Source organism: Phocaeicola sartorii JCM 17136 = DSM 21941 (genome assembly GCF_054653615.1).
Map to the genome: position 1 here is coordinate 3,061,248 of NZ_BAAIFW010000005.1, position 20,847 is coordinate 3,082,094.

Below are 20,847 nucleotides of genomic sequence, written 5' to 3' on the forward strand. Positions count from 1 at the left end.
CTCCCTTTTGCGGTGCGTACGGGACTCGAACCCGTGACCCCATGCGTGACAGGCATGTATTCTAACCAACTGAACTAACGCACCAATATATTAACGAACTGAAAAAAATTTTTGGCGGTGCGTACGGGACTCGAACCCGTGACCCCATGCGTGACAGGCATGTATTCTAACCAACTGAACTAACGCACCAATATATTATTTTTCTTTATACTGCATCTCTCTCGATTGCGGTTGCAAAGGTACGCAAAAATTCGATATCCGCAAGCTTTTTGCGAATATTTTCTTGAACTTTTTTACATCAACTCTGATTATAAGCCATTTAAGATACAAGAAAAATAAAAATACAAAAAAAAGAGACCACTTCATGCTTTTTTAAAATATAATCTCTATATTAGTAGGGTATAATAAAAGGAAACGAAACTATGGATATGCATGTTTTTCAAGTAGAATCAAATAAAGTACTTCCACAACAGGGAAGCATCCTTATATCCTCCCCTTTCATGAACGACTACCACTTTACAAGAGCAGTCGTGCTTCTTATCGAACACAATGACGAAGGAAGTATGGGTATCATCATGAATAAAGATTTCCGTTATCACATTCTGCTCAACGACCTCATCCCCGAATTGGAATTCGCACAGCGGATCCCGGTATACAAAGGCGGGCCGGTGAGCCGGGAGACCCTCTTTTTCCTGCACACGTTAAAAGATCTGGAAGGCGCACTGCCTCTGGGGAACGGACTTTATCTAAATGGCGACTTCAATGCCGTGCAACAATATATACTGGACGGGAAGCCCGTTGAGGGAGTGATCCGTTTCTTTGCCGGTTATGCAGGATGGGATCATGGACAACTTGACAAGGAAATAAAAGAAAACTCATGGCTCATTGGAAAAGCCGGAAAAGAAACATTGCTCAACCAGCATTTCCGCGACTTATGGCACAACAGTCTGAACGAAATGGGAGGCAAATACGCCATCTGGGCCCGCTATCCCCAATACCCCTCCCTCAACTGAGATTCAGTTTCTGGACCACCAGCACATCCGCATAGCCACCGCCAAACGTATGCGCCCAGTCTTTCAACACCGCACTCTCTTTGTACCCGCACGCCGCAAAGAGCCTGCGGCAAGGAAGATTCTCCACGGCGATATAGGCAAACAGCTGATGAATTCCCAGATAGCGGAAACAATGCTCCTCCAGCAAAGTCAAGGCATTACGCCCTATCCCCTGCCTGCGACAGGATTTGTCCACCACAATTCCCACCTCGGCCCGGTTGTGCAAAGGATCAAATGAACATACATCCACAATCCCCACCACCTGCCGGTTCCCGTTTTCTATCATCAGGCGCAGCTGGCGGTCGGCAAACAAATCATTCTGGGCCTGCTCTATATATTGCTTCAACTGAAAACGCGAATATGGACCTGTGGTATTGCTTATCTCCCACACATCCGTAGCGTTCTCAAAACGGAACATGACTTCCAGGTCTTCCGGCTCCAGCGCACGGAGCCTTATCCCGTTCCCTTGAAAATGCCGGTCACTCATCATAAAGCAGGCTCCTCATCCTCCTCTTTCACCAAATCCAACTCATCCAGCATCCGCTTGCGGGTAGGGACACAGAACAGGGAAGCGATCAACGCCATCATGGCACACAATACGCCCGTATTGTTCAGAGTCAGATAATAAAATGACAAGTTCACCAATACAGGAACCAGCAGCATCCCCGTCCTTATCTCACTCCAGCGGCGATAACTTTTCAAAGCTTCCGGCAATGAACGCTGCTTCACATTCTTTACCAGCGAAAGACTGAACAGCCGGAGCGATAAAGGAATCAGCCCCACCGTCAATAAAATCCCTACCGTCTGCAAGACATAATCCATACGGACATCGCCCGCATAAGCCCCCTCGGTCATCACTCCCGTTTCATAAAGAGCCGCCAGAAGCAAAGGCAATACCCACACCGATACATATTCTATCTGCAAGTATCGCAACAATTGTTTTATCTTCTTTTCCATCTTTTTCTGTTTTTCTCCATTTATGCCGTTCCCGTAAACAAAGTACGATTTATGATGGAACGTCCCAAAGTCACTTCATCCGTATATTCCAGCTCATCCCCGATAGAGATGCCACGCGCTATCACACTCAGCTTCACGTCCATGCCTTCCAGCTTGCGCGAGATATAGAAATTCGTCGTATCCCCCTCCATCGTCGAACTCAAGGCAAGGATCACCTCCTTCACCCCACTGCCTTTCACCCGTTCCACCAGACTTTCTATCTGCAGATCGGAAGGCCCTATGCCATCCATAGGCGAAATGACGCCCCCCAGTACATGGTACAGCCCTCTGTACTGCTGCGTGGCTTCCACTGCCATCACATCACGGATACTCTCCACCACACAGATCGTGGAAGCATCCCGCGCCGGATTGGAACAGATACGGCAAGTCTCCGTGTCCGATATATTATGGCACACTTTACAGTATTTCACTTCATGTTTCAAGGTAATCATCGCATTACCAAACGCCTCTACCACAGCCGTATCCTGTCTGAGCAGATGCAATACCAGCCGCATGGCGGTCTTGCGTCCCACCCCCGGCAACTTGGCAAACTCTCCAACCGCTTTTTCCAGCAGCATGGACGGATATTGTTGGTTCATCAGTTATTTTTATATTATAATGAGTGCAAACTTACGCAATTTCAACGATTTTGAGTACATTTGCACTCAAAAAATTGAAATGAACGGAATTTATATTCTGCTGACCATACTGCTCTATTTCGGAATGCTGCTGCTCATAGCCCGCCTTACCGGCCGTCATTCCGACAATGACGCGTTCTTCCGCGGCAACCGCCGTTCTCCCTGGTATATCGTTTCTTTCGGAATGATCGGAGCCTCCCTTTCGGGAGTCACCTTCGTTTCTGTCCCGGGTATGGTACGCGGCATCGACATGACCTATATGCAGACCTGTTTCGGCTTCTTCATAGGCTATCTCGTCATCGCCCACGTTCTGCTGCCGCTTTATTACAAGCTGAACCTGACCTCCATCTACACTTATCTGGGAGACCGGATCGGAAAGCACGCCTATAAGACAGGGGCCTCTTTCTTCCTTCTGTCCAAGCTCATCGGAGCCGCAGCACGCCTCTATCTGGTATGCCTCATCCTCCAGCATTATGTATTCGACGCCTTCCATATCCCTTTCGCCGCCACGGTGGCAGGAATTGTCATACTGATCTGGCTGTACACCCGCCGTAGCGGCATACGCACCATCGTATGGACGGACAGCTTGCAGACACTCTGTCTGCTGCTGGCGCTGGGATTAATACTTTATGAGGTTTCCGGCCAGCTGGATCTGGACTTTCCGGGACTGGTACATACCATCCGGGAAAATGAGCACAGCCGCATCTTTGTGTTTGACGACTGGCACAGCAAACAAAACTTCTTCAAGCAGTTCTTCAGCGGCATCTTCATCACGATTGTCATGACAGGGCTGGATCAGGATATGATGCAGAAGAACCTGTCGTGCAAGAACCTGCGTGAAGCCCAAAAGAACATGTATTGCTACGGCATCTCATTCGTTCCGGTCAATTTCCTGTTCCTGTCACTCGGAATCCTGTTGTTATTGTTCGCCTCGCAACTGAACATTCTCCTGCCGGCAGCCGGGGATGAGATACTGCCCTTGTTTGCGGCGGAAGGCCGTCTGGGGTTCGCCGTACTGATATTCTTTACCATCGGCATTATTGCAGCCGCCTTTTCCAGTGCCGATTCGGCATTGACCGCCCTCACCACCAGCTTCTGTATAGACATAGCAGGCATAAGCCATTTGTCCGGCAAAGAAGCGGAAAGACGAAGGAAGATCGTGCACTTCTGCATATCAGTCCTCTTCATCGGAATCATCCTGCTGTTCAAGGCAGTAAACAACAAGAGTGTCATTGACGCCATCTATACCATCGCCTCGTACACTTACGGCCCGTTACTGGGGCTGTTTGTATTCGGGCTATTTACCCAAATGCGGCCGCGCGACCGTTTTGTTCCTTACATCGCCATCGCCTCGCCGCTATTATGTTATGCCACAGACCGGCTGGTGTCCACCTCCACCGGCTATCAGTTTGGCTATGAAATGTTGATGTTTAACGGCTTCCTGACTTTTATGGGGCTGACTTGTTTAAGTATAAAGACAAAGAATTATGGAAATACTCAGTGCAGAATTTGTAGTAAGTAACACAAAAGTAGAAAAATGCCCGCAGGACAACCTGCCCGAATATGCATTTATCGGCCGTTCAAATGTAGGTAAATCGAGTCTGATAAATATGTTGACCAAACGCCCAAAGCTGGCAATGACTTCCTCCACTCCGGGGAAGACCTTGCTGATCAATCATTTTCAGGTCAATAAAGAATGGTATCTGGTGGATTTGCCGGGATACGGATATGCCTCTCGGGGCAAGAAACAGGTGGAAAAGATCCAGCAGATTATCGAAGATTATATTCTGGAACGCGAACAAATGACCAATCTGTTCGTCTTGATCGACTGCCGTCTGGAACCTCAGAAGATCGATCTGGAGTTTATGGAATGGCTGGGAGAAAATGGAGTACCTTTCTCCATCATCTTCACCAAAGCCGACAAGCTGACAAGTGGCAAGGCCAAGGATAATGTAAACAAATATCTAAGAAAACTGGCAGAACAGTGGGAAGAGCTCCCTCCTTATTTCATCTCCTCCTCTGAAAAGAAAACAGGAAGAAATGAAATTCTGGACTACATCGACAGTATCAACCGGTCACTGAAGATACAGGATTCATAAAGGCTGTCTATTTTTTCCCTTACAAGGAGAGGCCGGTGGTATTTTCATCACCAGCCTCTCCTTTCTTTTTATAACCAACAGGGAGTTTATACGCTTTTGAGTTTTCTAAACAGATATTAAAATTCCTCCAACTCTCCGAACCATCCTTTTTCACCAATTGTTTTTTAATAAAAGACAATGACAAAGCGATTTATTATCTACGTACGATCATCACTATCCGACAGATAATATAACGCGTGCGACATTTTATTGTATTACCATTAATTTATTTTTAATTATGAAAAGATCTATCTTTGTTTTAGCATTAAGCATGGGCGTCTTTACCATGCATGCGCAAAATGACCGTACCGCCCTTGAAGGCACACGTTTGGGTGACAACTGGTCTATTGAACTGAAAACCGGTGCCGTGACCCCTCTTACCCACAGTGCGTTCTTCAAAAATGCCCGTCCGGCTTTCGGATTCGGGATAGGAAAACAACTCACCCCCATCTTCGGTCTGGGTATTCAAGGCATGGGCTATGTAAATACCTCGGCCAGCAAGACCGCATTTGACGCCTCCGAAGTAAGCGTGCTCGGCAAAGTCAACCTGATGAACCTTTTCGGAAGCTATACAGGAGAGCCGCGCACCTTTGAAATCGAGGCCTTGACAGGCATCGGATGGCTGCATTACTACCAGAACGGACCCGGCGACACAAACTCCTGGTCCACACGCCTGGGCCTGAACCTGAATTTCAACTTGGGTGAAGAGAAAGCATGGACATTCGGCATCAAACCGGCCATCGTATATGACATGCAGGGAGACTTCAACCGGAACAAAAGCCGTTTCAACGCCAATAACGCCGCTTTTGAACTGACTGCCGGATTAACCTACCATTTTATGTGCAGCAACGGTACACACCATTTCACAACGGTGAAACCCTACGATGCAGCAGAAGTAGGAGAACTGAATGACGCGGTGAACAATCTGCGGTCACAATTGAACGACAAGGACATGCAGCTGAACAATGCCATGCAGCAGGCAGACAATCTGCAACAAGAACTGGCCGACTGCAGAAGTCAGGCTGCCAAGATAGAAACTGTGGTGAAAACCAACCGCATCCCCGAGTCTGTCATAACCTTCAGACAAGGGAAATCGGTAGTCGACGCCTCCCAACTCCCCAATGTGGAACGTGTGGCCACCTACATGAAAAAGCATCCTGAAGCCAAGGTGATCATCAAAGGATACGCCTCACCCGAAGGTAACCTCGCCTTCAATGAAAAACTGGCGAAGGCACGTGCCGAATCCGTAAAGACCATCCTGGTAAAAAGATACAAAATCAGTGACACCCGCATCACTGCCGAAGGACAAGGAATCGGTGACATGTTTTCGGAACCGGACTGGAACCGCGTCAGCATTTGTACCATCGAAGAAGGTAAATGACCTTCAACCACAAATGGGAAATAAATTCAAATAAAATAACTTTTCTATTTTCATCCCCCTCATTTCCTGTTTTTCAACAGGAAGTGAGGGGGTAATAACAAATATAGGACTTACAGTCTGAATTACCCTATTGAATCATCGAAAATTCCCTATGGGACTATTTTCATCCTTTGGAAAAGGATCTGTCAACAGATGTTGTCATTGTAAGTTCCGGCATAACGGGAGCCTTGATGGCACATGAATTGTGCCGTGCCAGCATAAAATGTTGCATAGTTGACAAACGCAGCCGTATTTTCGGCTACGAAAGAATCGAAAAATATGAGTAAAAGAAATACACCGGCCACTGTCAATGACCGGTGCATTTCTTTGTCTCGGGATATCATCATACAATCAATATAAACAGTTATACAACCATCAATACCTTTCAATACCTGTTCCCAACCACTGTGTCATACATTTTCACATGTAAGGTTTACTACTAACAAAATAATAAATCACAAAAATCAGTCAAGTTTTTTACTTGCTTCCTTTTTGACTTCATTATATCCTTTTTTTATTTCCTTTTGAGCCTTCTCAGCCCCTTGTTTGACATCTTTCTTCGTATCTTTCCATGCATCCTTTACAGCATCAGCACCGTCTTCCACTTTATCGGAAATCTTGTCTGCGGCATCATTGATGTCTTTTTTCACTTTTTCCACCTGGTACTTTGCCCGGTCCTGTTCTCTCTTGTCCCGACAGGACGTAAAAGACACTACAAACGTCAATACAAAAACAGCCAACAATATTTTTTTCATATCCATACTATTTTAATGATTAAAAGACTGTCCGGAAACCGGATTCCCGGACAGTCCATACAAATTTCAAGGTTTCACCCGCTTACTTCTTCTCCGTTTTCTTGCATGAAGCAGAAGATTTACATTCTTGGACCTGGGCACTCTTTTTCGTGCTCTTTGCCTCTTCCTGTTTCTTTTCTGTTTTCTTAGTCATAATTCAAATGGTTTAGGGTTAATAATTACAACGGCTTTAGACCGGTGTTTTTTTTCAAATCACTGATACTTGCACCAAGACATTTCCTTCTTGGAAGTAGCCGCCAGCACTTGCCCGCTACGTTCCTTAGACAATCGGGCTTCTTTTCTGGCAATCTCTTTTTCCGACCGGTCGGTACCTTCCGGTTTTCTACAAACAGTCTGCCACAACGAAGCCTGTATGCCTCGAGAGCTTTCTTTCCTCGTTACATCCTTCGGCGTATGCCAACAGACATATCCGGTACAGTTGCTCATCATTTTCCCATCTGCCATTAGCCGGCAATTGATGTTTCAAATGTTCCTCCCATTTCATAAGCGTATGAATTATCAGCAAGTTATCTGTTCCGATTTATTTCTTTGCTTCGGAAGCCATTGCATGCATTTTGTTCTTAAAATCGTCTGTTTTTTCAGCAAAGCCGAATGCCTTGTCAGCCACCTTGTCTGCTACGTTTTTTCCGGCATCCATCGTTTTTTCTTTGGCCTCGTCCAACACATCTTCCACCTGGCCGGTTATTTTATGAAAAGTGTCACATACTTTTTCCTTCAGTTTCTTGGCTTTTGAAGTACGTGAAAAGCGGTAAGCTAAAGCACCGATGACCGAACCTATTCCCAGACCGATCCATAAGTTAGAATTTCTATTTTCCATAATTAAGTTGTTTTTAAAAGGTTAAAATAATTAAAGTTCAATTCTCTTTTTGTTATTAAACAATGAAACAATCCATAACAAAACGACAGCTCCCACAATCGAAGTTATCAGACTGCCCAATAAACCTGTCGTTGTGATTCCAAGCAGACCGAACACCCATCCACCCAAAACACCGCCAACAACACCTACCAGCAGATTAGTAAACAGGCCAAAGCCGCCACCCCGCATGAATTTGCTGGCAACGAATCCAGCAAGAATTCCAATAATAATGTACCATAGAAAATACATAGGCTGATTTTTTTTAAGTTATACACTTGGTTTAAATTTACATGTAAATTATATAGATTGATATATCATCACTTTATCCGTCTGGGGGGACTTGAAAATAAACAAGCTATTGCCCTGATAACAGAACTGACTATCAGTCTGGCCCGCAAATCAAAACTTAGATTTTTCATGGCTATAAATTTTAACAATAAAACAATTCTGATATTTTACTATCTCAAAACAATGTGATTTCAATCAGTTACAACAAGCCGAACACCATATAACCCATTTTCATAAACTGGAAATTCAGCATACAACCAATTTAACCCCCTGTCATATACTGAAAAACAAAGCATTAAAAAAAATAGTTCAGGACATAAAAACGGAATTAACATCATTTCCCACTTTACAAAAAATTAAAAAAGAACGCTCATATTAGTACAAACATCTCATGCACATGTAACTATATATATCAAACAAATGTAACCAAACATTTGTTGTTTACTTCAAAAGAGGTTTACCCCCTCTTTTAAAAAAAATATTTTATTAACTAAATGCCTTAATTATGAGAAAATTAATTTTTCTGGCTATGATTGTACTAGCATCAGTGGGCATGAATGCCCAAACAGTTAAAGGAGAAGGCTCCTTGATGGGAAATGTCGGTTATCAGACCAATTATGAAAGATTCGGTCTGGGAGTACAGGGACGCTATGCGATAGCGAATAATCTTCGGCTTGCTCCGGATGTAACTTTCTACTTTCCTAAAGACAAAGTTACCGGCCTGGATGTAAATGTGAATTTCCATTATGTATTCAATTTCAAGGAAGACGGGCAGGGATTTTCTGTCTATCCTCTTGCAGGCATCGGTATGCAAAACAATTTCTACGGAAAAAAGAGTGTGGAAACAAACGGAAAAGAAGTGGAAATAGACCGAAGCAACTCTACCAAATTCGCTTTCAACCTGGGAGGAGGTATCACATTACCCATTTCCAAGCGCAGTTATCTGAATGCTGAAGCGAAGTTCATGTTTGCCAAAGACGACAATGCATCCATCATGCTAGGCTATGGATACAGGTTCTAAAAAAACAAGAAACAGACCATTTTCACTTCTTTTATTTTTAAACTATAAATAACAACAAGGGGCTGCCCGAAGAAAAATCGGACAGCCCCTCTATCACTATAATCCTCTTGTCTAATTTCCCTACTCCATCCGTTCAAGACATTTATATCATTCAAAATGAATCATAGTTTTATCGTCTTCACCTTTCCCGGAATGACGGTCAGACGCACCGTGCCATCTCCGTCTATCTCCACCTTCTGATAACGGGCTTCCACCACCACCCGTCCGTCCAGAGCCATTACTCCCCACTGGCAGGCATTTTCCTCGTATGCACAATAATATCCCACAGGAGGCAGGATTTTTCTGTACCGGGGAGGCACCACAATGCGTTCACCCGACTTCAATCCCCATTTCATCCCCATCCGGAAAGGCAATGCGTTCCTTATCTCCTCCAGTCTTTTCCATCTTTTCCGCTCCTCTTCCTGCAATTGTTTCTGCCGGGCCGTCCCGGCACACCGTCCGGCTTCCTCCTTCAGGCGATCCATCACCGTATGGAAATCCGCCTCACCCGGACGGGGAGCGTTACAGGCCACGTACCGCTTTCCCTTCCCTTTCTCCACCTGATAATAATTCCCGTTCCCATCCATCACCACAATACTCCGGTCGGCCAGACGGCCGCAGCACCAATACACCTCCTCATCATCCCCTGCCAGCACGCAGGCGAAAACATCAAACAAGGTAGTCCACACAGGATCCACCAACTGGCAGTCCTTCGGAACACGGTAGTCCGGTATCTTCAGATAAAAGTCATAAAAACAGATGCCACTCCGGTTCACCCCGCGCATGGAGACATACGGCTTTCCGGTACGGCTGAAAAAGAACTCCCCCACCTTCAGCAGCTCCACTCCGCTGTATGGCAGTTCCATACGGCCGAATGCCAGCACCACGGGTTTCTCCCGATAGGTCCTGTTTACCTTCAGGTCGATGTAAGATTCATTGCCCGCACAGTCTGTCACGGCAAGAAGATCCTCTCTCATGAACTTCATTTTCCGGCAGCGGTCCAGCTGTATTCCGGGCTGTCCGGCCTCATTCACCACGCCTGCCCCGCCATTTCCGAACCTCACTGCCGCCCGGTCTCCACAGACATCAAACACTTCCGGATACTGGGGCCTTACCGTCATCCTCTCCCCGCGCCTCAATCCCCAAAGACCGCTTTGTCTGTCATAATAACTTTTCAAGACAGGCTGTGTTTCTTTCTCCGGTGCGCAATCCTTCCGGTCTATAAGAGACTCCATCAGCCGGTCGTGCGTGATCACCACCTCCAGTTCATCCTCCCGCTGCTTTTCATCCTCCGGCAATGACAAGATCCCGGGCAGGGAAAGCCTTCCTTCCGTCCGTGCCCGGGACAGCGCGTTACCGATCATCCGCCCCTCGAACATCGCCGTCCAGTCATGGTTCCGGACAGGCAGGCCGAAAATGCGGTACAGCCCCACATTGTCTATCAATATGCAGGACTCCTTCTCCCCCGACCTCCTCAGCCCGCGCCCCACCTGTTGCAGGTACTTTGCCAGCGAAAGCGTAGGGCGTGCCAGCTGCACGAACTCCACATCGGGGCAGTCAAAACCCTCGGAGAAGATATCCACATTGACCAGCACTTTAATCCTTCCCCGTCTGAAATCCTCCACCAACTTCTTGCGTTCCAAGGCCGGAGTCCGGCTGTCGATAGCCACGGCATCCAGTCCGTGTGCGCTATAACAGGCCGCTATCCGGCGGGCATGGGCGATGCTGACAGCATACACGATTCCTTTCTTTCCGTGGGCGTATCGTTCCACGCTCTCATACAGCCGGCCGATACTTGTCTCCCGGTTCAGCACCGCGTTCATCTCCTTTATCTGGTAGTCCCCGTCCGCCCCCCGCTTCTTCAGCGAGTCTATCAGATGCTGTTCCCTGCTGTTCGCACGGATGGACACGTAATCGAAGGATGACAAATATCCTCTTCCGATGAACGCTTCGACACTCCACGAGGTGATCAGGCTCTCGAACAAGTCCGTGAATCCCTTGCCGTTTAGCCGACAAGGTGTGGCGGTCATGCCCAGTTTCCTTGCTTCCGGATACCTTTTCCAAAGCGCCCGGTAGGTTTCCGCCAAGGCGTGATGCGCCTCGTCGATGACGATCAGGGCCGGAGTTTCGTCCATGGTCTGCCCGTTACGGGACAGCCACTGGATGGACAGTACCCTCACCCTTCCGTCCTCTTTTCTCATCCCGTACCGGGATACGGTTTCCTCTATCTGATCCACCAGTTCCCGGCGGTGCGCCACAATCCATACCGGAGCGTGGGAGCCATGTAGGAATTCCCTTACGATGGCGGCCAGCAGATGCGTCTTGCCCGTACCGGTGGGCATCTGTACCATCACACTCTGATGAAACTCCCACTCCTTGAAGAGGCGGAGCTTCATCTCCTGCTGATAATCACGAAGATTGTCGGTTGTATAATACATTATGCGGATGCCGGACGCTACCGGCAACAAAAAAGGGAAGGCCGCATGCGTCATTGCATGCAGCCTATAGTAAATATCCTATTCTTTACGGATTAATTCTTATCGAAAACCAAATTATCAATAAGCCCTATAAAAGCACAGACTTTAGGATACATTTCCTGAGTCGCTGCTAAATCAAAGTTCTTAAAGTCTTCATAATCGGCAGCTGAACGATTATTGAACAAAATAGAATAAAAGCGTCCCCATTCTTTAGGAAGCTTACCTGTAAGAATAAAATGCTGGCTGAATTTTTGACGGACACCTTCGTGGCTCTTGACTCCGTCTATTTCCGATTGCAACAACAACCCACTCACAGCATAAAAACAGGCATAATACATCCTATTCATTGCCGTATTGTAATAACCACGCTCTATATGATCTTTTATTTCATCTAACAATGATTTGGCTGAATTCATCCTATATAACACAATATCAAACCGCTGTTCCGGAGTCATAACAATATCCCCTCCTTCATTATATTCTCATAAAACGGAGTGAAACGTTTTCCCCATTCTTTCATCGACTCTATAAACGGATTGATCTGAACACCGGTTTCTAACTCAATGTCATATAAAGGAGCAGTTAAAAGCATCTTGTCCTCCAAAGTAACCACATCCTTATCTATCAACAGCAACAGGTCTATATCACTATCACTACGCGCATCACCCCGCGCCTCACTTCCATAAAGTATCACCTTTATACCAGGAGCAACCTTATGTAAGGCATTTTGTATAGATTTCACAATTTCAGGACGCTTCATACTCCTTATCTTTAGATTGAATTTGTTGTTAACTGTAATCAAGCTTAATACAAAGAACGAAATTTTTCTTCAAACAAACAAATATTCAGCATCTTAATTGATATCATATCGAAAAGTTTCTGCTCCATTATTTTTCGCTTTTACCGTCCTTGCTATGAAAGAGTTCTTACATATACAGTCTATTCTTCTATGATCCAATCCCCCAAGGTGTGTTTCTCCACATCAAAATTGATCCCCACCCTCACCACTGGCAGTCCGCCGAGCGCATACTGTGCCCTAAATCGGACGGAAGAAGGTGGAACTTTCGCAACATCTCTATCAGATAAGTGGGCGTGCCGCTGCCAAACCAATAAGCGTTCAACTCATCATTGGCAAAGGCATTTAACCTGCCATCTGTTCCTGCATTTTAGCATTACCGCTACGAAGATAAACAAATTCCGCCACTTCCGGTTGCATTTACCACAAAATTTGGTTCCTTTTCCTTCCGGCAAAGATTTCCCATCAATAAGTTTCAACACAGCTCCATAATCTCCCTCACCTTTTTCTTCCAAGCCGCCAGTTCATGTTCCACCTCGCGCGACAGGGGCGGATTGACATATTTGTAAAACTCGATACGCTTCTCATAGTGTTCTTCTATAATCGCCTTCACCTCGAAAAAAAGAAGAAGCGTCATGTTATTTTTTCCCTTTTAGGCTTGGGTAAAGAAACCATGACTTACATGGAGCTTACGCTCCAACTCCCGTCTGTGCAGATTAAGCTGGTCCAGACGTTTCACTACCTCAACAGCCAACTGCTGAGTTTGAATCACAGGATTTGAATGTTCCATCGGATTAAAATTATATTTTTTTAAGTTATAATCATTTACGTGTCCCCATTCAGGACAGAAACACATATATATCAATTATTATGACGAACTTTGACACATTGAAATCAATCAGCCGGCCCTAAAAAGACTAGCGGTTGCAAAATTAATAAATAAAAACGTATGAACCAATTTAAAATGTCTCTGTTTCTTCCGCCCATATCGCCGGTAAAGGACAGTGCCACCGGACGGACCATCCAGCCGCCCACCTTAACACCCTACAAGGAAACCACCTTGCAGGAAGTCTACGAACTGATTACGCACAGCGAACGCCTGAGAACACTGACCGAGGCCGTGCGGGGAGCGGCGGAAAGCGGAGATGAGAAAGCCTATCGCATGCTCAAGCAGCAGACGCTGCCCTACGTCACCCCCTGCGGCGTCTTCTCCTACCGCAAAAGCGACAGGCTGACCGAGCCGTCGGGGCTGATCGTGGTGGACATAGACCATCTGGACTCCTGTCAGGAAGCGGAAAAGTTGAAAAGAGAACTGTTCGACGACCTCCTCCTCTGCCCTGTACTGACATTTACCAGCCCCAGCGGACATGGAGTAAAGGCGTTCATCCCATACGACCCGGCACGCATACCCGATACCCGGCAGAATGCCTCCGAAAATATCTACTGGGCGATGAACTACATAGAAGCAGTCTATGACTCACACAGCATCCACCCGGACAAGGAAGCCCTTAAAAAGAGCCATCCCGACAAGGGCGTGGACCGTTCCGGCAAAGACCTGGTACGGGCATGTTTCCTCTCGTATGACAAAGAAGCATTGATGCGCGGGGAAATTTAAACTGAAAAATTAAACAGTTACTAAAAAAATAAAAATCATCATGAGAATGAACAATCCTCTGGAAGACTTGCAGCATCTGACCGAAGCCGTCCGTATGGCAGGTGCGGATATCGCCCCCACCTATATCGAATATGTACAACTGGCTTTCGCCATCGCAAACGATTGCGGAGAAGCGGGACGAAATGATTTCCTCTCCCTTTGCTCCCTTTCCTCCAAATACAACGAGCGCAATGCACAGACACTGTTCTCGAACGCGCTTCGTGCCGATAAAGAAGATATACATCTGGGAAGCGTATTCCATCTGGCCGAACAATGCGGCGTGAAGATTTCCGGCCGCTCCGGCTCTCGTCCGGTAAAAACAACGGGGACAGCAGGGACAGCCCCGGATTTCCCACACACGTACGCGCGATATAATAAGGAGGACGATAGCCTTTCCGATGAAACTAACGGGGAGGAACAACTCACCGAAGGTTCCGATCCCTACTCCCCCCTGCCTACCTTCCCACAGGACTATGTATGGCCGGAGCTGCTGGAAAGAATCATCTCCTTCGGTAAAAAGCCCGAACAACGCGATATACTGCTACTAGGAGCGCTTACCGTACTGGGCTCCTCCCTCTCGCACACAGTGCGGTGCCAGTACGGCCGGAAATGGCAAGCCCCCTGCATGCAGACCTTCATCGTAGCCCCGTCCGCCTCAGGAAAAGGTGCATTGACGTGGGTCAGGCTTCTCATCGAACCTATACACGACAAGATACGCGCCGAGGTGAAAGAGGCGATGAAAACTTACCGCCGGGAAAAGGCGAGCTATGACTCCCTGGGCAAGGAACGGAAAAATCAGGAGGCTCCCGTATTGCCCCCCAACCGGATGTTCCTCATATCGGGAAACAACACCGGAACGGGTATCCTGCAAAATATCATGGATTCCAACGGCACGGGCCTCATCTGCGAAAGTGAGGCGGACACCGTATCCACCGCCATAGGCACCGAATTCGGCAACTGGAGCGACACACTGCGCAAGGCATTCGACCACGACCGCCTGTCCTACAACCGACGCACCGACCGCGAATATCAGGAGGTGGGAAGAAGCTATCTCTCCGTACTGCTTTCGGGTACACCCGCACAGGTAAAGCCCCTGATCCCCACGGCGGAGAACGGCCTGTTCTCCCGTCAGAACTTCTATTACATGCCACGCGTCACCCAATGGGCGGACCAGTTCGACGAGGATGAGATAGATGTGGACGAGGAATTCCGCCTGATGGGCAAAGAATGGAAAAGCACGCTGGACAAACTGACACTCCAGGGTTTGTTTACCCTGAAACTGACCCATGACCAGAAAAAGCAGTTCAACCAGCAGTTTGACCAACTATTCCATCGTTCCGGCAAGATAAACAGTAACGAGATGAACAGCTCCGTAATCCGCCTTGCCGTCAATACGTGCCGCATGATGTCGATAGTCGCCATCCTGCGAAGCCTGGAAGATGCTTCGCTGGTGAAACCTGACGCACATCTTTCTCCTGACAATCTGAAGGACCATATCACCCCGCGCTGGGACATGGTGATCACAGACAATGATTTCCATGCCGTGCTCTCCTTGGTGGAACCGCTTTATCTGCACGCCACACATATTCTTTCGTTTCTGGCTTCTTCCGTTATCAAGCGCCGGGGCACAGCGGACAGGGAGATGCTCTTTGCCGAAATGAAGGATGAGTTTACCCGCCAGCTGCTGCTGGAAAAGACGCATGAAAGGGGGATACCCGAAAGCACCGCGCTTACCTGGCTCAAACGGCTCACCAAACAAGGGGCGCTGGTGAGTGTGGACGGCAAGGGGACGTATCGCAAGAGCTAACCGACGTATGTGTGCGAGTGTACGTGTGTGTGAGGAAAAGAGGGGGTGTCCCCATTGTCCCCACGATCCCCGTGCTCCGTACTCCGTGCTTCGTGCCCCGTGTTCCGTCGGTACGTCCGATACGTCACTACGTCGTTCCGGCCTGCACCCGGCCGATTTCCCCGGATAGTCACCATCGTTTATGTCAGTTAAAGTTGACCTGTTCAGCAAACTCTACATAAATCCAGTATGCTATCCCCTATAAAAGTCAACGTTAAACCCATATAATAAAATAATTAAGAAACCCATTATGAACAAGACCCAAACAGCCCTTCTTTATTTTCCGGACAGCACGCCGAAAGCAGCCGTGCGCCATCTGATGCGCTGGATCGCCCGTTGCACCCCGTTGCTCCACGACCTGGAAGCTACGGGATACCGTTCCAGTCAAAAATTCTTCACCTGCCGCCAGTTGCAACTCGTCTATCTCCACCTGGGAGAGCCGTAATTGCGCCGGCAATGCGCCAAGGTGTCAAAAGGAGACAGAAAGGGTCACGCCGCACGGACGTGAAAGTATCTTTGCACTGTCAAAAGGAACAAGCCGCACCCCGGCACAAGATTACAAAAATCTTGGTACAAGATTCCGCGGATCTTGTACCAAGTTTCACCGAATGTTGCAGCAGCGTGCGCCTCGCTCCTCCCGACGCTTTTCCGATAATAATAACCCTTTAAAAACAAAAAACGATGATCAACTACAGTATCTCCCTCCGTGCCAATCCCAGTGACAAGGATGCTCCCAAGAAAGCATACGCCAACGCCCAGTACTCCGAAATCATGACACTGGACAAGTTTGCCGAACACATTTCCAATCACAGTTCCAAGTACAACCGTGCCGACATTCAGGCGGTGCTTATCCAGGCGGTAGACTGTATGCGCGAGCAGTTGCTGGCCGGACAACGCATCCAGATGGGAGACCTCGGCACGTTCTCCGTCCACGTCAACAGTATGGGAGCCGAATCGCTGGAGACATACAATCCCGCCATCCATGTAGAGAATCTGGATGTACGCTGGAAACCCGGCACCCGTTTCCTCAGTCTGCTGGATGAAGCCACCTTCAATCTAGTGCCCACACGCAAAGCTGCCAAGCTGGTAGTCAAAGCCCTGAAGGCGGGAAAGACCTCTGTAGACTTGACGGGAAAGGACTCCGAAGCGGAAAACAATCCGGAAGAAAACGTCTAGGATTCCCGGACTTCTGAGGTACGGAAAGTATCTTGTCCTTTCGGTAAATGAGTTGTCTATTCTGGAAAATGGACTGTCATTTTGGTAAATGGACTATCATTCCCGTATATGGACTGTCATTTTGGTAAATAAACTGTCATTCCGGGACAAGGCTGAGGAATCTGAATGCAATCGCCCTTTTTTTTAGGGTCACAGATTCCTCTCCTTTGTCCGAAATGACAAAAAGCAAATCCTTTAAAACAAATATTCTTATGAACCATTCAAATAAAATCACCTGGCAGCAAATTCTGCGCGCCATTATCCAAGCCGCCGTAGCTGCCCTCACTGCCTTGGGCATAACCAGTTGCACCACTCTCTTTTAAAAAGTCCCCTAACCCATTGCATGACACTTTTCAATTTTTAATTCTTTATTTCAATTCAACTATGATTCAAGAAACTTTCCCTATGATAATCGGTGAGGAAGAGGCCCCGAACGAGCGTACTCTCCTCACTCTGGAGGACGGTCCGATGATGGCTTCCCCCGCTTCTGTAAAATATATCGTGATTCATTGCAGCGCCACACGCTCCACCCGGGATTACACCACCGAGCAACTGCTCCGTGACCACAAGACGCGCGGTTTCCGCACGGTAGGGTATCATTTTTATATCCGTCGTGACGGAAGTGTGACGCAGCACCGCAAACTGCTGGAAGTGGGTGCGCACTGCCGCCCCTGGAACCGTTGCAGCATAGGTATCTGTTATGAGGGTGGTCTGGATGCGGACGGGCATCCGGCCGATACCCGGACACCGGAACAGACGGAACAATTTATCTTGTTGCTAATGCGGATGGTGAAAATCTTTCCCGGTGTCCGGATTAGAGGGCACAGGGATATGCCGGGAAGTATCCCGAAGGCTTGTCCGTGTTTTGATGCGGAGGGGGTGTTCGGGTATTTGGAGAGATGAGAAAGAAAGTGACAATCACCATGCAGTTTCTTCTTTGGGGGAGGCTGCATGGAGGATGCCCTTACGTATGATTTGTTTTGCTTCTCTTCAGGTCATCCAGCATCTGTTTTATCACTTGTTGCAATTGCGTAAGATCTTCTTGACAAATACGATAAATTTCATCAGCATCTACATCAAAATAATGATGTACTATTATATCACGTATACCCATTACATGCTTCCATGGAATTTCCGGATATTGAACCAGCAGTTCTTTATTTGTCTGCTTATCCAGATTTTTAATGCTTTCCCCGATTGCAGTCAGTTTCATGCAGATACTGTCCATTTTCATCATGCCACTTTCACTCAATAGAAAATCATCCGGACACGAGATACCCGAAAAACGGATACTTATCTTTTCTAAAGATTCCTGTATCAGTTCCAATATATGAAAAGCAATCAAGATATCATACATAAATACCTTCTTTTTGTATCCTTTCACGTAAAAACGAATCCATCTTATCGCGCAAGCGTACAATATCCACCTTGCAGCCCAGCAACTCTTCCAACTCTTGCTTTATACCTGCCAAAGCAAAAAAGCCATGGAGCCGGCCTTCCACACACACATCCACATCACTGCTCTCGGTCTGTTCGCCACGTGCCACAGATCCGAAGATTCTCATGTGGACAATGCCATATTTATGAGCATTCTCAGCCATATATTTACGTAATATTGCAATGTATTCAGATGTTGTTTTCATATTGCTCCTCCCAGTAGGTTTTCGCAAATATACGATTTATTTTTCTTTGTACAAGGCTTTTGCAATAATAAATTTACTAAAGGTGATTCCTATCTGAAACAGCAGAGTTCCTAATCGGATAATTTTATTTTATTATTTCAGATGGAGTTTGAAGACTAAGCCACCGGAAAAGTATTTGCAACGATTCAGTTCTACTATGGCGTTGATGTAATCTTTCCAGAAGCTGTACTCAAAGCCGCAATTTATCGATTTGCTATCGTATTCTGCCATCAGATTCAAGTTATTTACTGCTTTGTTGATAAAGGAAGTCGGGGGCAGAGAGAAGCGGAAGTTGGCACCGATGGCGGGACCGTTTAACGGGTAATCCTTCCGTCTGTTATAAACATATGCCAGATGCAAGCCCCACTCTCCCACCTCCTTCATGGAAAGATGCTTGGTAACAGCCAGATAATAGCGGCTGTAAAAACCATTTGCCGTAGCCGAACTCATTTCAATCTTGCTACCCTCCGTCCACGAATTATTAAGAGCGTCATTCGCACCCAGTACAATTTGCGGGGTCCACGGTTTCCACCAGCCTTCCTTCCACAGCCGTAAACGTACCGCAAAATTACGGTCCTGGTTGACAAACTTTCCATACGTGGAAGAAACCCAAAAGCCCGGACCGTATGCAGGATCAACCTCCATGGCCTTGTGCAATGTACAAATATAGGATACTTCCAGCCAGGGGAAAATAGTGATGTCAAGATAATAATTGAAAGTATTGTAGGTCCAACGGGCAGGAGTGGCATGTTTCTCCAGAAAACCACCTCCAAACACGAACGTCTTGTCACGCTGCATATCGGCAGTAGGCATATTCAGCAGCCCTGTAGTCCCGTAGGTGAACTGGGCGTGTACCTCACCGATCATTACAAAGAACAAAAGAAAAAGTATCAGCCTCCTCATTGCAGATACAGGTTACCATTATCCTTGTACCAGTCTGCCAACGCCTCTTCAAAGGTGTAGCGGAAACGGTAGCCCGAAGCGGACAGTTTTTTTCCGCAGATATTCGTGGAGATCTGCAACTTTCTCACCCGAGCCGGACAGATGCCCATCGGAGAGCCTAACGCTCCGGCTATACCAGCAGCAGTCATGATCAGCCATCCCGGCATGAAAGGAACTTTTACCTTCATATTTGTCACTCTTTTCATGGATTCTACGATGTGCTCTATCGTATAGGCGGGCTCGTAGCAGCAATTATACAGTTCCACCCCACTGTCGTGATGTTCCAATCTGTAAAGCATGAACCGCACCAGTTCCTTCACATAGATACAGGCCTTGATGGTATCCTTGCGCCCCGGGTACATAAACTTATGCCCCCGAATGCCCCAATACAGACGCGTAAAGTTTCCGTTCTCTCCCCGTCCGAACACCACACCGGGACGAACAATGGTAAGCTGGCGGCCTTCACCTCCTGCCTGCCAAGTCTGATGAATCTTTTCCGCAACCAGCTTGGATATGCCGTATGGGGTGTTGGGCATAGGCAGCGTGGTTTCCTCCTTCAGTTCCTCGGCAGCACCGTAAGGGGCTATGGAACTGGTGAAAACTATTTTCCGGATGCCATGCCGTTCAGCAAAGGCACATACGTTCTCCGCACCACGGATATTTGTTTCAAAATATGCAAGATCGGGATGACCGGGAGTGCGATGAACGGCGGCGAAGTTAAAGATCACATCATCGGGAGTGATATTTACTTTTTCCAGCTCTATCGGCTGGCGTATATCACAATAGATGAATGTGGCTGCATGTTCCTCCCCTTTTCTTAAAGCCGGTTTATAATTTTTTACTGTCGGTAATGGAGTACCCGGCTCTACAATATCCAAGTTGTAAATTCTTGCTTCGGGATGCACTTCGTGCAAAAGACTGGCGAGGTGGGTACCAATGAAACCGGTACCCCCTGTAATAAAGTAATTCATT

27 protein-coding genes, 2 tRNA genes and 2 pseudogenes are annotated in these 20,847 nt (G+C 47.2%); 12 read left to right on the forward strand and 19 right to left on the reverse strand.

Translation table 11 applies throughout. From position 1 onward, the window contains the following. Window positions 1-10: 10 nt before the first annotated feature. Both ACYQ0C_RS13085 and ACYQ0C_RS13090 read right to left on the reverse strand, forming a co-directional pair. Window positions 11-84: transfer RNA gene (locus tag ACYQ0C_RS13085), tRNA-Asp, on the reverse strand. 28 nt (window positions 85-112) lie between these two features. After that, window positions 113-189 (reverse strand) — tRNA-Asp (locus ACYQ0C_RS13090). Window positions 190-422: 233 nt separating this feature from the next. On the opposite strand from ACYQ0C_RS13090, the gene ACYQ0C_RS13095 reads away from it, so the two are divergent. After that, window positions 423-1,013, forward strand: coding sequence for a YqgE/AlgH family protein (locus ACYQ0C_RS13095; RefSeq protein ID WP_016276155.1), 591 nt, complete (start codon window positions 423-425; stop codon window positions 1,011-1,013). On the opposite strand, the gene ACYQ0C_RS13100 is transcribed toward ACYQ0C_RS13095, so the two are convergent. From ACYQ0C_RS13100 to recR, 3 genes are read right to left on the reverse strand one after another with little or no spacing between them, the layout of a single operon-like run. Next, window positions 1,006-1,542: a GNAT family N-acetyltransferase gene (locus tag ACYQ0C_RS13100; protein WP_016276154.1), complete on the reverse strand. Its 537-nt coding sequence runs from the start codon at window positions 1,540-1,542 to the stop codon at window positions 1,006-1,008. The two genes, ACYQ0C_RS13095 and ACYQ0C_RS13100, sit on opposite strands and share 8 nt — an antisense overlap. Next, window positions 1,539-2,009 (reverse strand): hypothetical protein, encoded by a 471-nt coding sequence (locus ACYQ0C_RS13105; protein ID WP_016276153.1) that lies wholly within the window; start codon window positions 2,007-2,009, stop codon window positions 1,539-1,541. Before ACYQ0C_RS13105 ends, ACYQ0C_RS13100 begins: the two co-directional genes overlap by 4 nt. Before the next feature lie 20 nt (window positions 2,010-2,029). Then, window positions 2,030-2,647, reverse strand: a complete 618-nt coding sequence (gene recR / locus ACYQ0C_RS13110) for a recombination mediator RecR (protein ID WP_016276152.1) — start codon at window positions 2,645-2,647, stop codon at window positions 2,030-2,032. Window positions 2,648-2,726: 79 nt separating this feature from the next. On the opposite strand from recR, the gene ACYQ0C_RS13115 reads away from it, so the two are divergent. From ACYQ0C_RS13115 to ACYQ0C_RS13130, 4 genes and pseudogenes are all read left to right on the forward strand, one after another. Continuing rightward, a complete protein-coding gene (locus tag ACYQ0C_RS13115; protein ID WP_016276151.1) occupies window positions 2,727-4,208 on the forward strand; it encodes a sodium:solute symporter in 1,482 nt (493 codons plus the stop codon). Next, window positions 4,174-4,785, forward strand: a complete 612-nt coding sequence (yihA, locus tag ACYQ0C_RS13120) for a ribosome biogenesis GTP-binding protein YihA/YsxC (protein ID WP_016276150.1) — start codon at window positions 4,174-4,176, stop codon at window positions 4,783-4,785. Before ACYQ0C_RS13115 ends, yihA begins: the two co-directional genes overlap by 35 nt. Window positions 4,786-5,062: 277 nt before the next feature. Continuing rightward, window positions 5,063-6,205 (forward strand): OmpA family protein, encoded by a 1,143-nt coding sequence (locus ACYQ0C_RS13125; RefSeq protein ID WP_016276149.1) that lies wholly within the window; start codon window positions 5,063-5,065, stop codon window positions 6,203-6,205. 134 nt (window positions 6,206-6,339) lie between these two features. Further along, window positions 6,340-6,492: pseudogene (locus tag ACYQ0C_RS13130) on the forward strand (FAD-dependent oxidoreductase); the annotation flags it as partial. A 216-nt stretch (window positions 6,493-6,708) separates the two neighbouring features. On the opposite strand, the gene ACYQ0C_RS13135 reads toward ACYQ0C_RS13130, so the two are convergent. The 4 genes from ACYQ0C_RS13135 to ACYQ0C_RS13150 form a co-directional block, all read right to left on the reverse strand. After that, window positions 6,709-6,999 carry a YtxH domain-containing protein gene (locus ACYQ0C_RS13135; RefSeq protein ID WP_016276148.1) on the reverse strand — a complete coding sequence of 97 codons (291 nt, stop codon included), beginning with the start codon at window positions 6,997-6,999 and terminating at the stop codon, window positions 6,709-6,711. A gap of 252 nt (window positions 7,000-7,251) precedes the next feature. Continuing rightward, window positions 7,252-7,503 (reverse strand): hypothetical protein, encoded by a 252-nt coding sequence (locus ACYQ0C_RS13140; RefSeq protein WP_025077166.1) that lies wholly within the window; start codon window positions 7,501-7,503, stop codon window positions 7,252-7,254. A gap of 76 nt (window positions 7,504-7,579) precedes the next feature. After that, the gene (locus ACYQ0C_RS13145; RefSeq protein ID WP_016276145.1) at window positions 7,580-7,876 is read right to left on the reverse strand and encodes a YtxH domain-containing protein; all 297 of its coding nucleotides are present in this window, start codon (window positions 7,874-7,876) and stop codon (window positions 7,580-7,582) included. Between the two features lie 30 nt (window positions 7,877-7,906). After that, entirely contained in the window at window positions 7,907-8,164 is a 258-nt protein-coding gene (locus ACYQ0C_RS13150; RefSeq protein ID WP_005682946.1) for a GlsB/YeaQ/YmgE family stress response membrane protein, read from the reverse strand. A 544-nt stretch (window positions 8,165-8,708) separates the two neighbouring features. On the opposite strand from ACYQ0C_RS13150, the gene ACYQ0C_RS13155 reads away from it, so the two are divergent. Further along, window positions 8,709-9,224, forward strand: a complete 516-nt coding sequence (locus tag ACYQ0C_RS13155; protein WP_016276144.1) for an outer membrane protein — start codon at window positions 8,709-8,711, stop codon at window positions 9,222-9,224. Window positions 9,225-9,385: 161 nt separating this feature from the next. On the opposite strand, the gene ACYQ0C_RS13160 is transcribed toward ACYQ0C_RS13155, so the two are convergent. The 6 genes and pseudogenes from ACYQ0C_RS13160 to ACYQ0C_RS13185 all read right to left on the reverse strand — a co-directional run bounded on the left by ACYQ0C_RS13160 (window position 9,386) and on the right by ACYQ0C_RS13185 (window position 13,326). Beyond that, entirely contained in the window at window positions 9,386-11,701 is a 2,316-nt protein-coding gene (locus ACYQ0C_RS13160) for a DEAD/DEAH box helicase (protein ID WP_032941726.1), read from the reverse strand. Between the two features lie 92 nt (window positions 11,702-11,793). Beyond that, window positions 11,794-12,156 (reverse strand): HEPN domain-containing protein, encoded by a 363-nt coding sequence (locus ACYQ0C_RS13165; protein WP_235783288.1) that lies wholly within the window; start codon window positions 12,154-12,156, stop codon window positions 11,794-11,796. Window positions 12,157-12,191: 35 nt separating this feature from the next. Then, window positions 12,192-12,500: a nucleotidyltransferase domain-containing protein gene (locus ACYQ0C_RS13170; protein ID WP_005846765.1), complete on the reverse strand. Its 309-nt coding sequence runs from the start codon at window positions 12,498-12,500 to the stop codon at window positions 12,192-12,194. A 259-nt stretch (window positions 12,501-12,759) separates the two neighbouring features. Beyond that, window positions 12,760-12,885: pseudogene (locus ACYQ0C_RS13175) on the reverse strand (AAA family ATPase); the annotation flags it as partial. A 126-nt stretch (window positions 12,886-13,011) separates the two neighbouring features. After that, complete coding sequence (locus tag ACYQ0C_RS13180; RefSeq protein WP_016276141.1) at window positions 13,012-13,173, reverse strand: hypothetical protein; 162 nt, start codon at window positions 13,171-13,173, stop codon at window positions 13,012-13,014. 15 nt (window positions 13,174-13,188) lie between these two features. Beyond that, the gene (locus ACYQ0C_RS13185) at window positions 13,189-13,326 is read right to left on the reverse strand and encodes a hypothetical protein (protein ID WP_167330601.1); all 138 of its coding nucleotides are present in this window, start codon (window positions 13,324-13,326) and stop codon (window positions 13,189-13,191) included. A 159-nt stretch (window positions 13,327-13,485) separates the two neighbouring features. On the opposite strand from ACYQ0C_RS13185, the gene ACYQ0C_RS13190 reads away from it, so the two are divergent. From ACYQ0C_RS13190 to ACYQ0C_RS13215, 6 genes are all read left to right on the forward strand, one after another. Beyond that, window positions 13,486-14,151, forward strand: a complete 666-nt coding sequence (locus ACYQ0C_RS13190) for a BT4734/BF3469 family protein (RefSeq protein WP_016276139.1) — start codon at window positions 13,486-13,488, stop codon at window positions 14,149-14,151. A 40-nt stretch (window positions 14,152-14,191) separates the two neighbouring features. Beyond that, window positions 14,192-15,997, forward strand: a complete 1,806-nt coding sequence (locus ACYQ0C_RS13195; protein ID WP_025077165.1) for a DUF3987 domain-containing protein — start codon at window positions 14,192-14,194, stop codon at window positions 15,995-15,997. Window positions 15,998-16,286: 289 nt separating this feature from the next. After that, window positions 16,287-16,481, forward strand: a complete 195-nt coding sequence (locus ACYQ0C_RS13200) for a DUF4248 domain-containing protein (protein ID WP_016276137.1) — start codon at window positions 16,287-16,289, stop codon at window positions 16,479-16,481. A gap of 236 nt (window positions 16,482-16,717) precedes the next feature. Further along, a complete protein-coding gene (locus tag ACYQ0C_RS13205; protein WP_016276136.1) occupies window positions 16,718-17,212 on the forward strand; it encodes an HU family DNA-binding protein in 495 nt (164 codons plus the stop codon). A gap of 251 nt (window positions 17,213-17,463) precedes the next feature. Next, entirely contained in the window at window positions 17,464-17,574 is a 111-nt protein-coding gene (locus ACYQ0C_RS13210; protein ID WP_016276135.1) for a smalltalk protein, read from the forward strand. Window positions 17,575-17,635: 61 nt separating this feature from the next. Continuing rightward, a complete protein-coding gene (locus ACYQ0C_RS13215; protein WP_016276134.1) occupies window positions 17,636-18,154 on the forward strand; it encodes an N-acetylmuramoyl-L-alanine amidase in 519 nt (172 codons plus the stop codon). A gap of 61 nt (window positions 18,155-18,215) precedes the next feature. Here the strand turns inward: ACYQ0C_RS13215 and ACYQ0C_RS13220 are convergent, their stop codons facing one another. From ACYQ0C_RS13220 to ACYQ0C_RS13235, 4 genes are all read right to left on the reverse strand, one after another. Further along, the gene (locus tag ACYQ0C_RS13220; RefSeq protein WP_016276133.1) at window positions 18,216-18,608 is read right to left on the reverse strand and encodes a HepT-like ribonuclease domain-containing protein; all 393 of its coding nucleotides are present in this window, start codon (window positions 18,606-18,608) and stop codon (window positions 18,216-18,218) included. Then, window positions 18,601-18,894: a nucleotidyltransferase family protein gene (locus ACYQ0C_RS13225; protein ID WP_025077164.1), complete on the reverse strand. Its 294-nt coding sequence runs from the start codon at window positions 18,892-18,894 to the stop codon at window positions 18,601-18,603. Before ACYQ0C_RS13225 ends, ACYQ0C_RS13220 begins: the two co-directional genes overlap by 8 nt. A gap of 132 nt (window positions 18,895-19,026) precedes the next feature. Then, entirely contained in the window at window positions 19,027-19,836 is an 810-nt protein-coding gene (locus ACYQ0C_RS13230) for a YjbH domain-containing protein (protein ID WP_016276131.1), read from the reverse strand. Next, on the reverse strand, window positions 19,833-20,846 hold the full coding sequence (locus ACYQ0C_RS13235; protein WP_016276130.1) for an NAD-dependent epimerase/dehydratase family protein: 1,014 nt from the start codon (window positions 20,844-20,846) through the stop codon (window positions 19,833-19,835). The genes ACYQ0C_RS13230 and ACYQ0C_RS13235 overlap by 4 nt, the downstream gene beginning before the upstream one ends. Between the last annotated feature and the right edge of the window lies 1 nt (window position 20,847).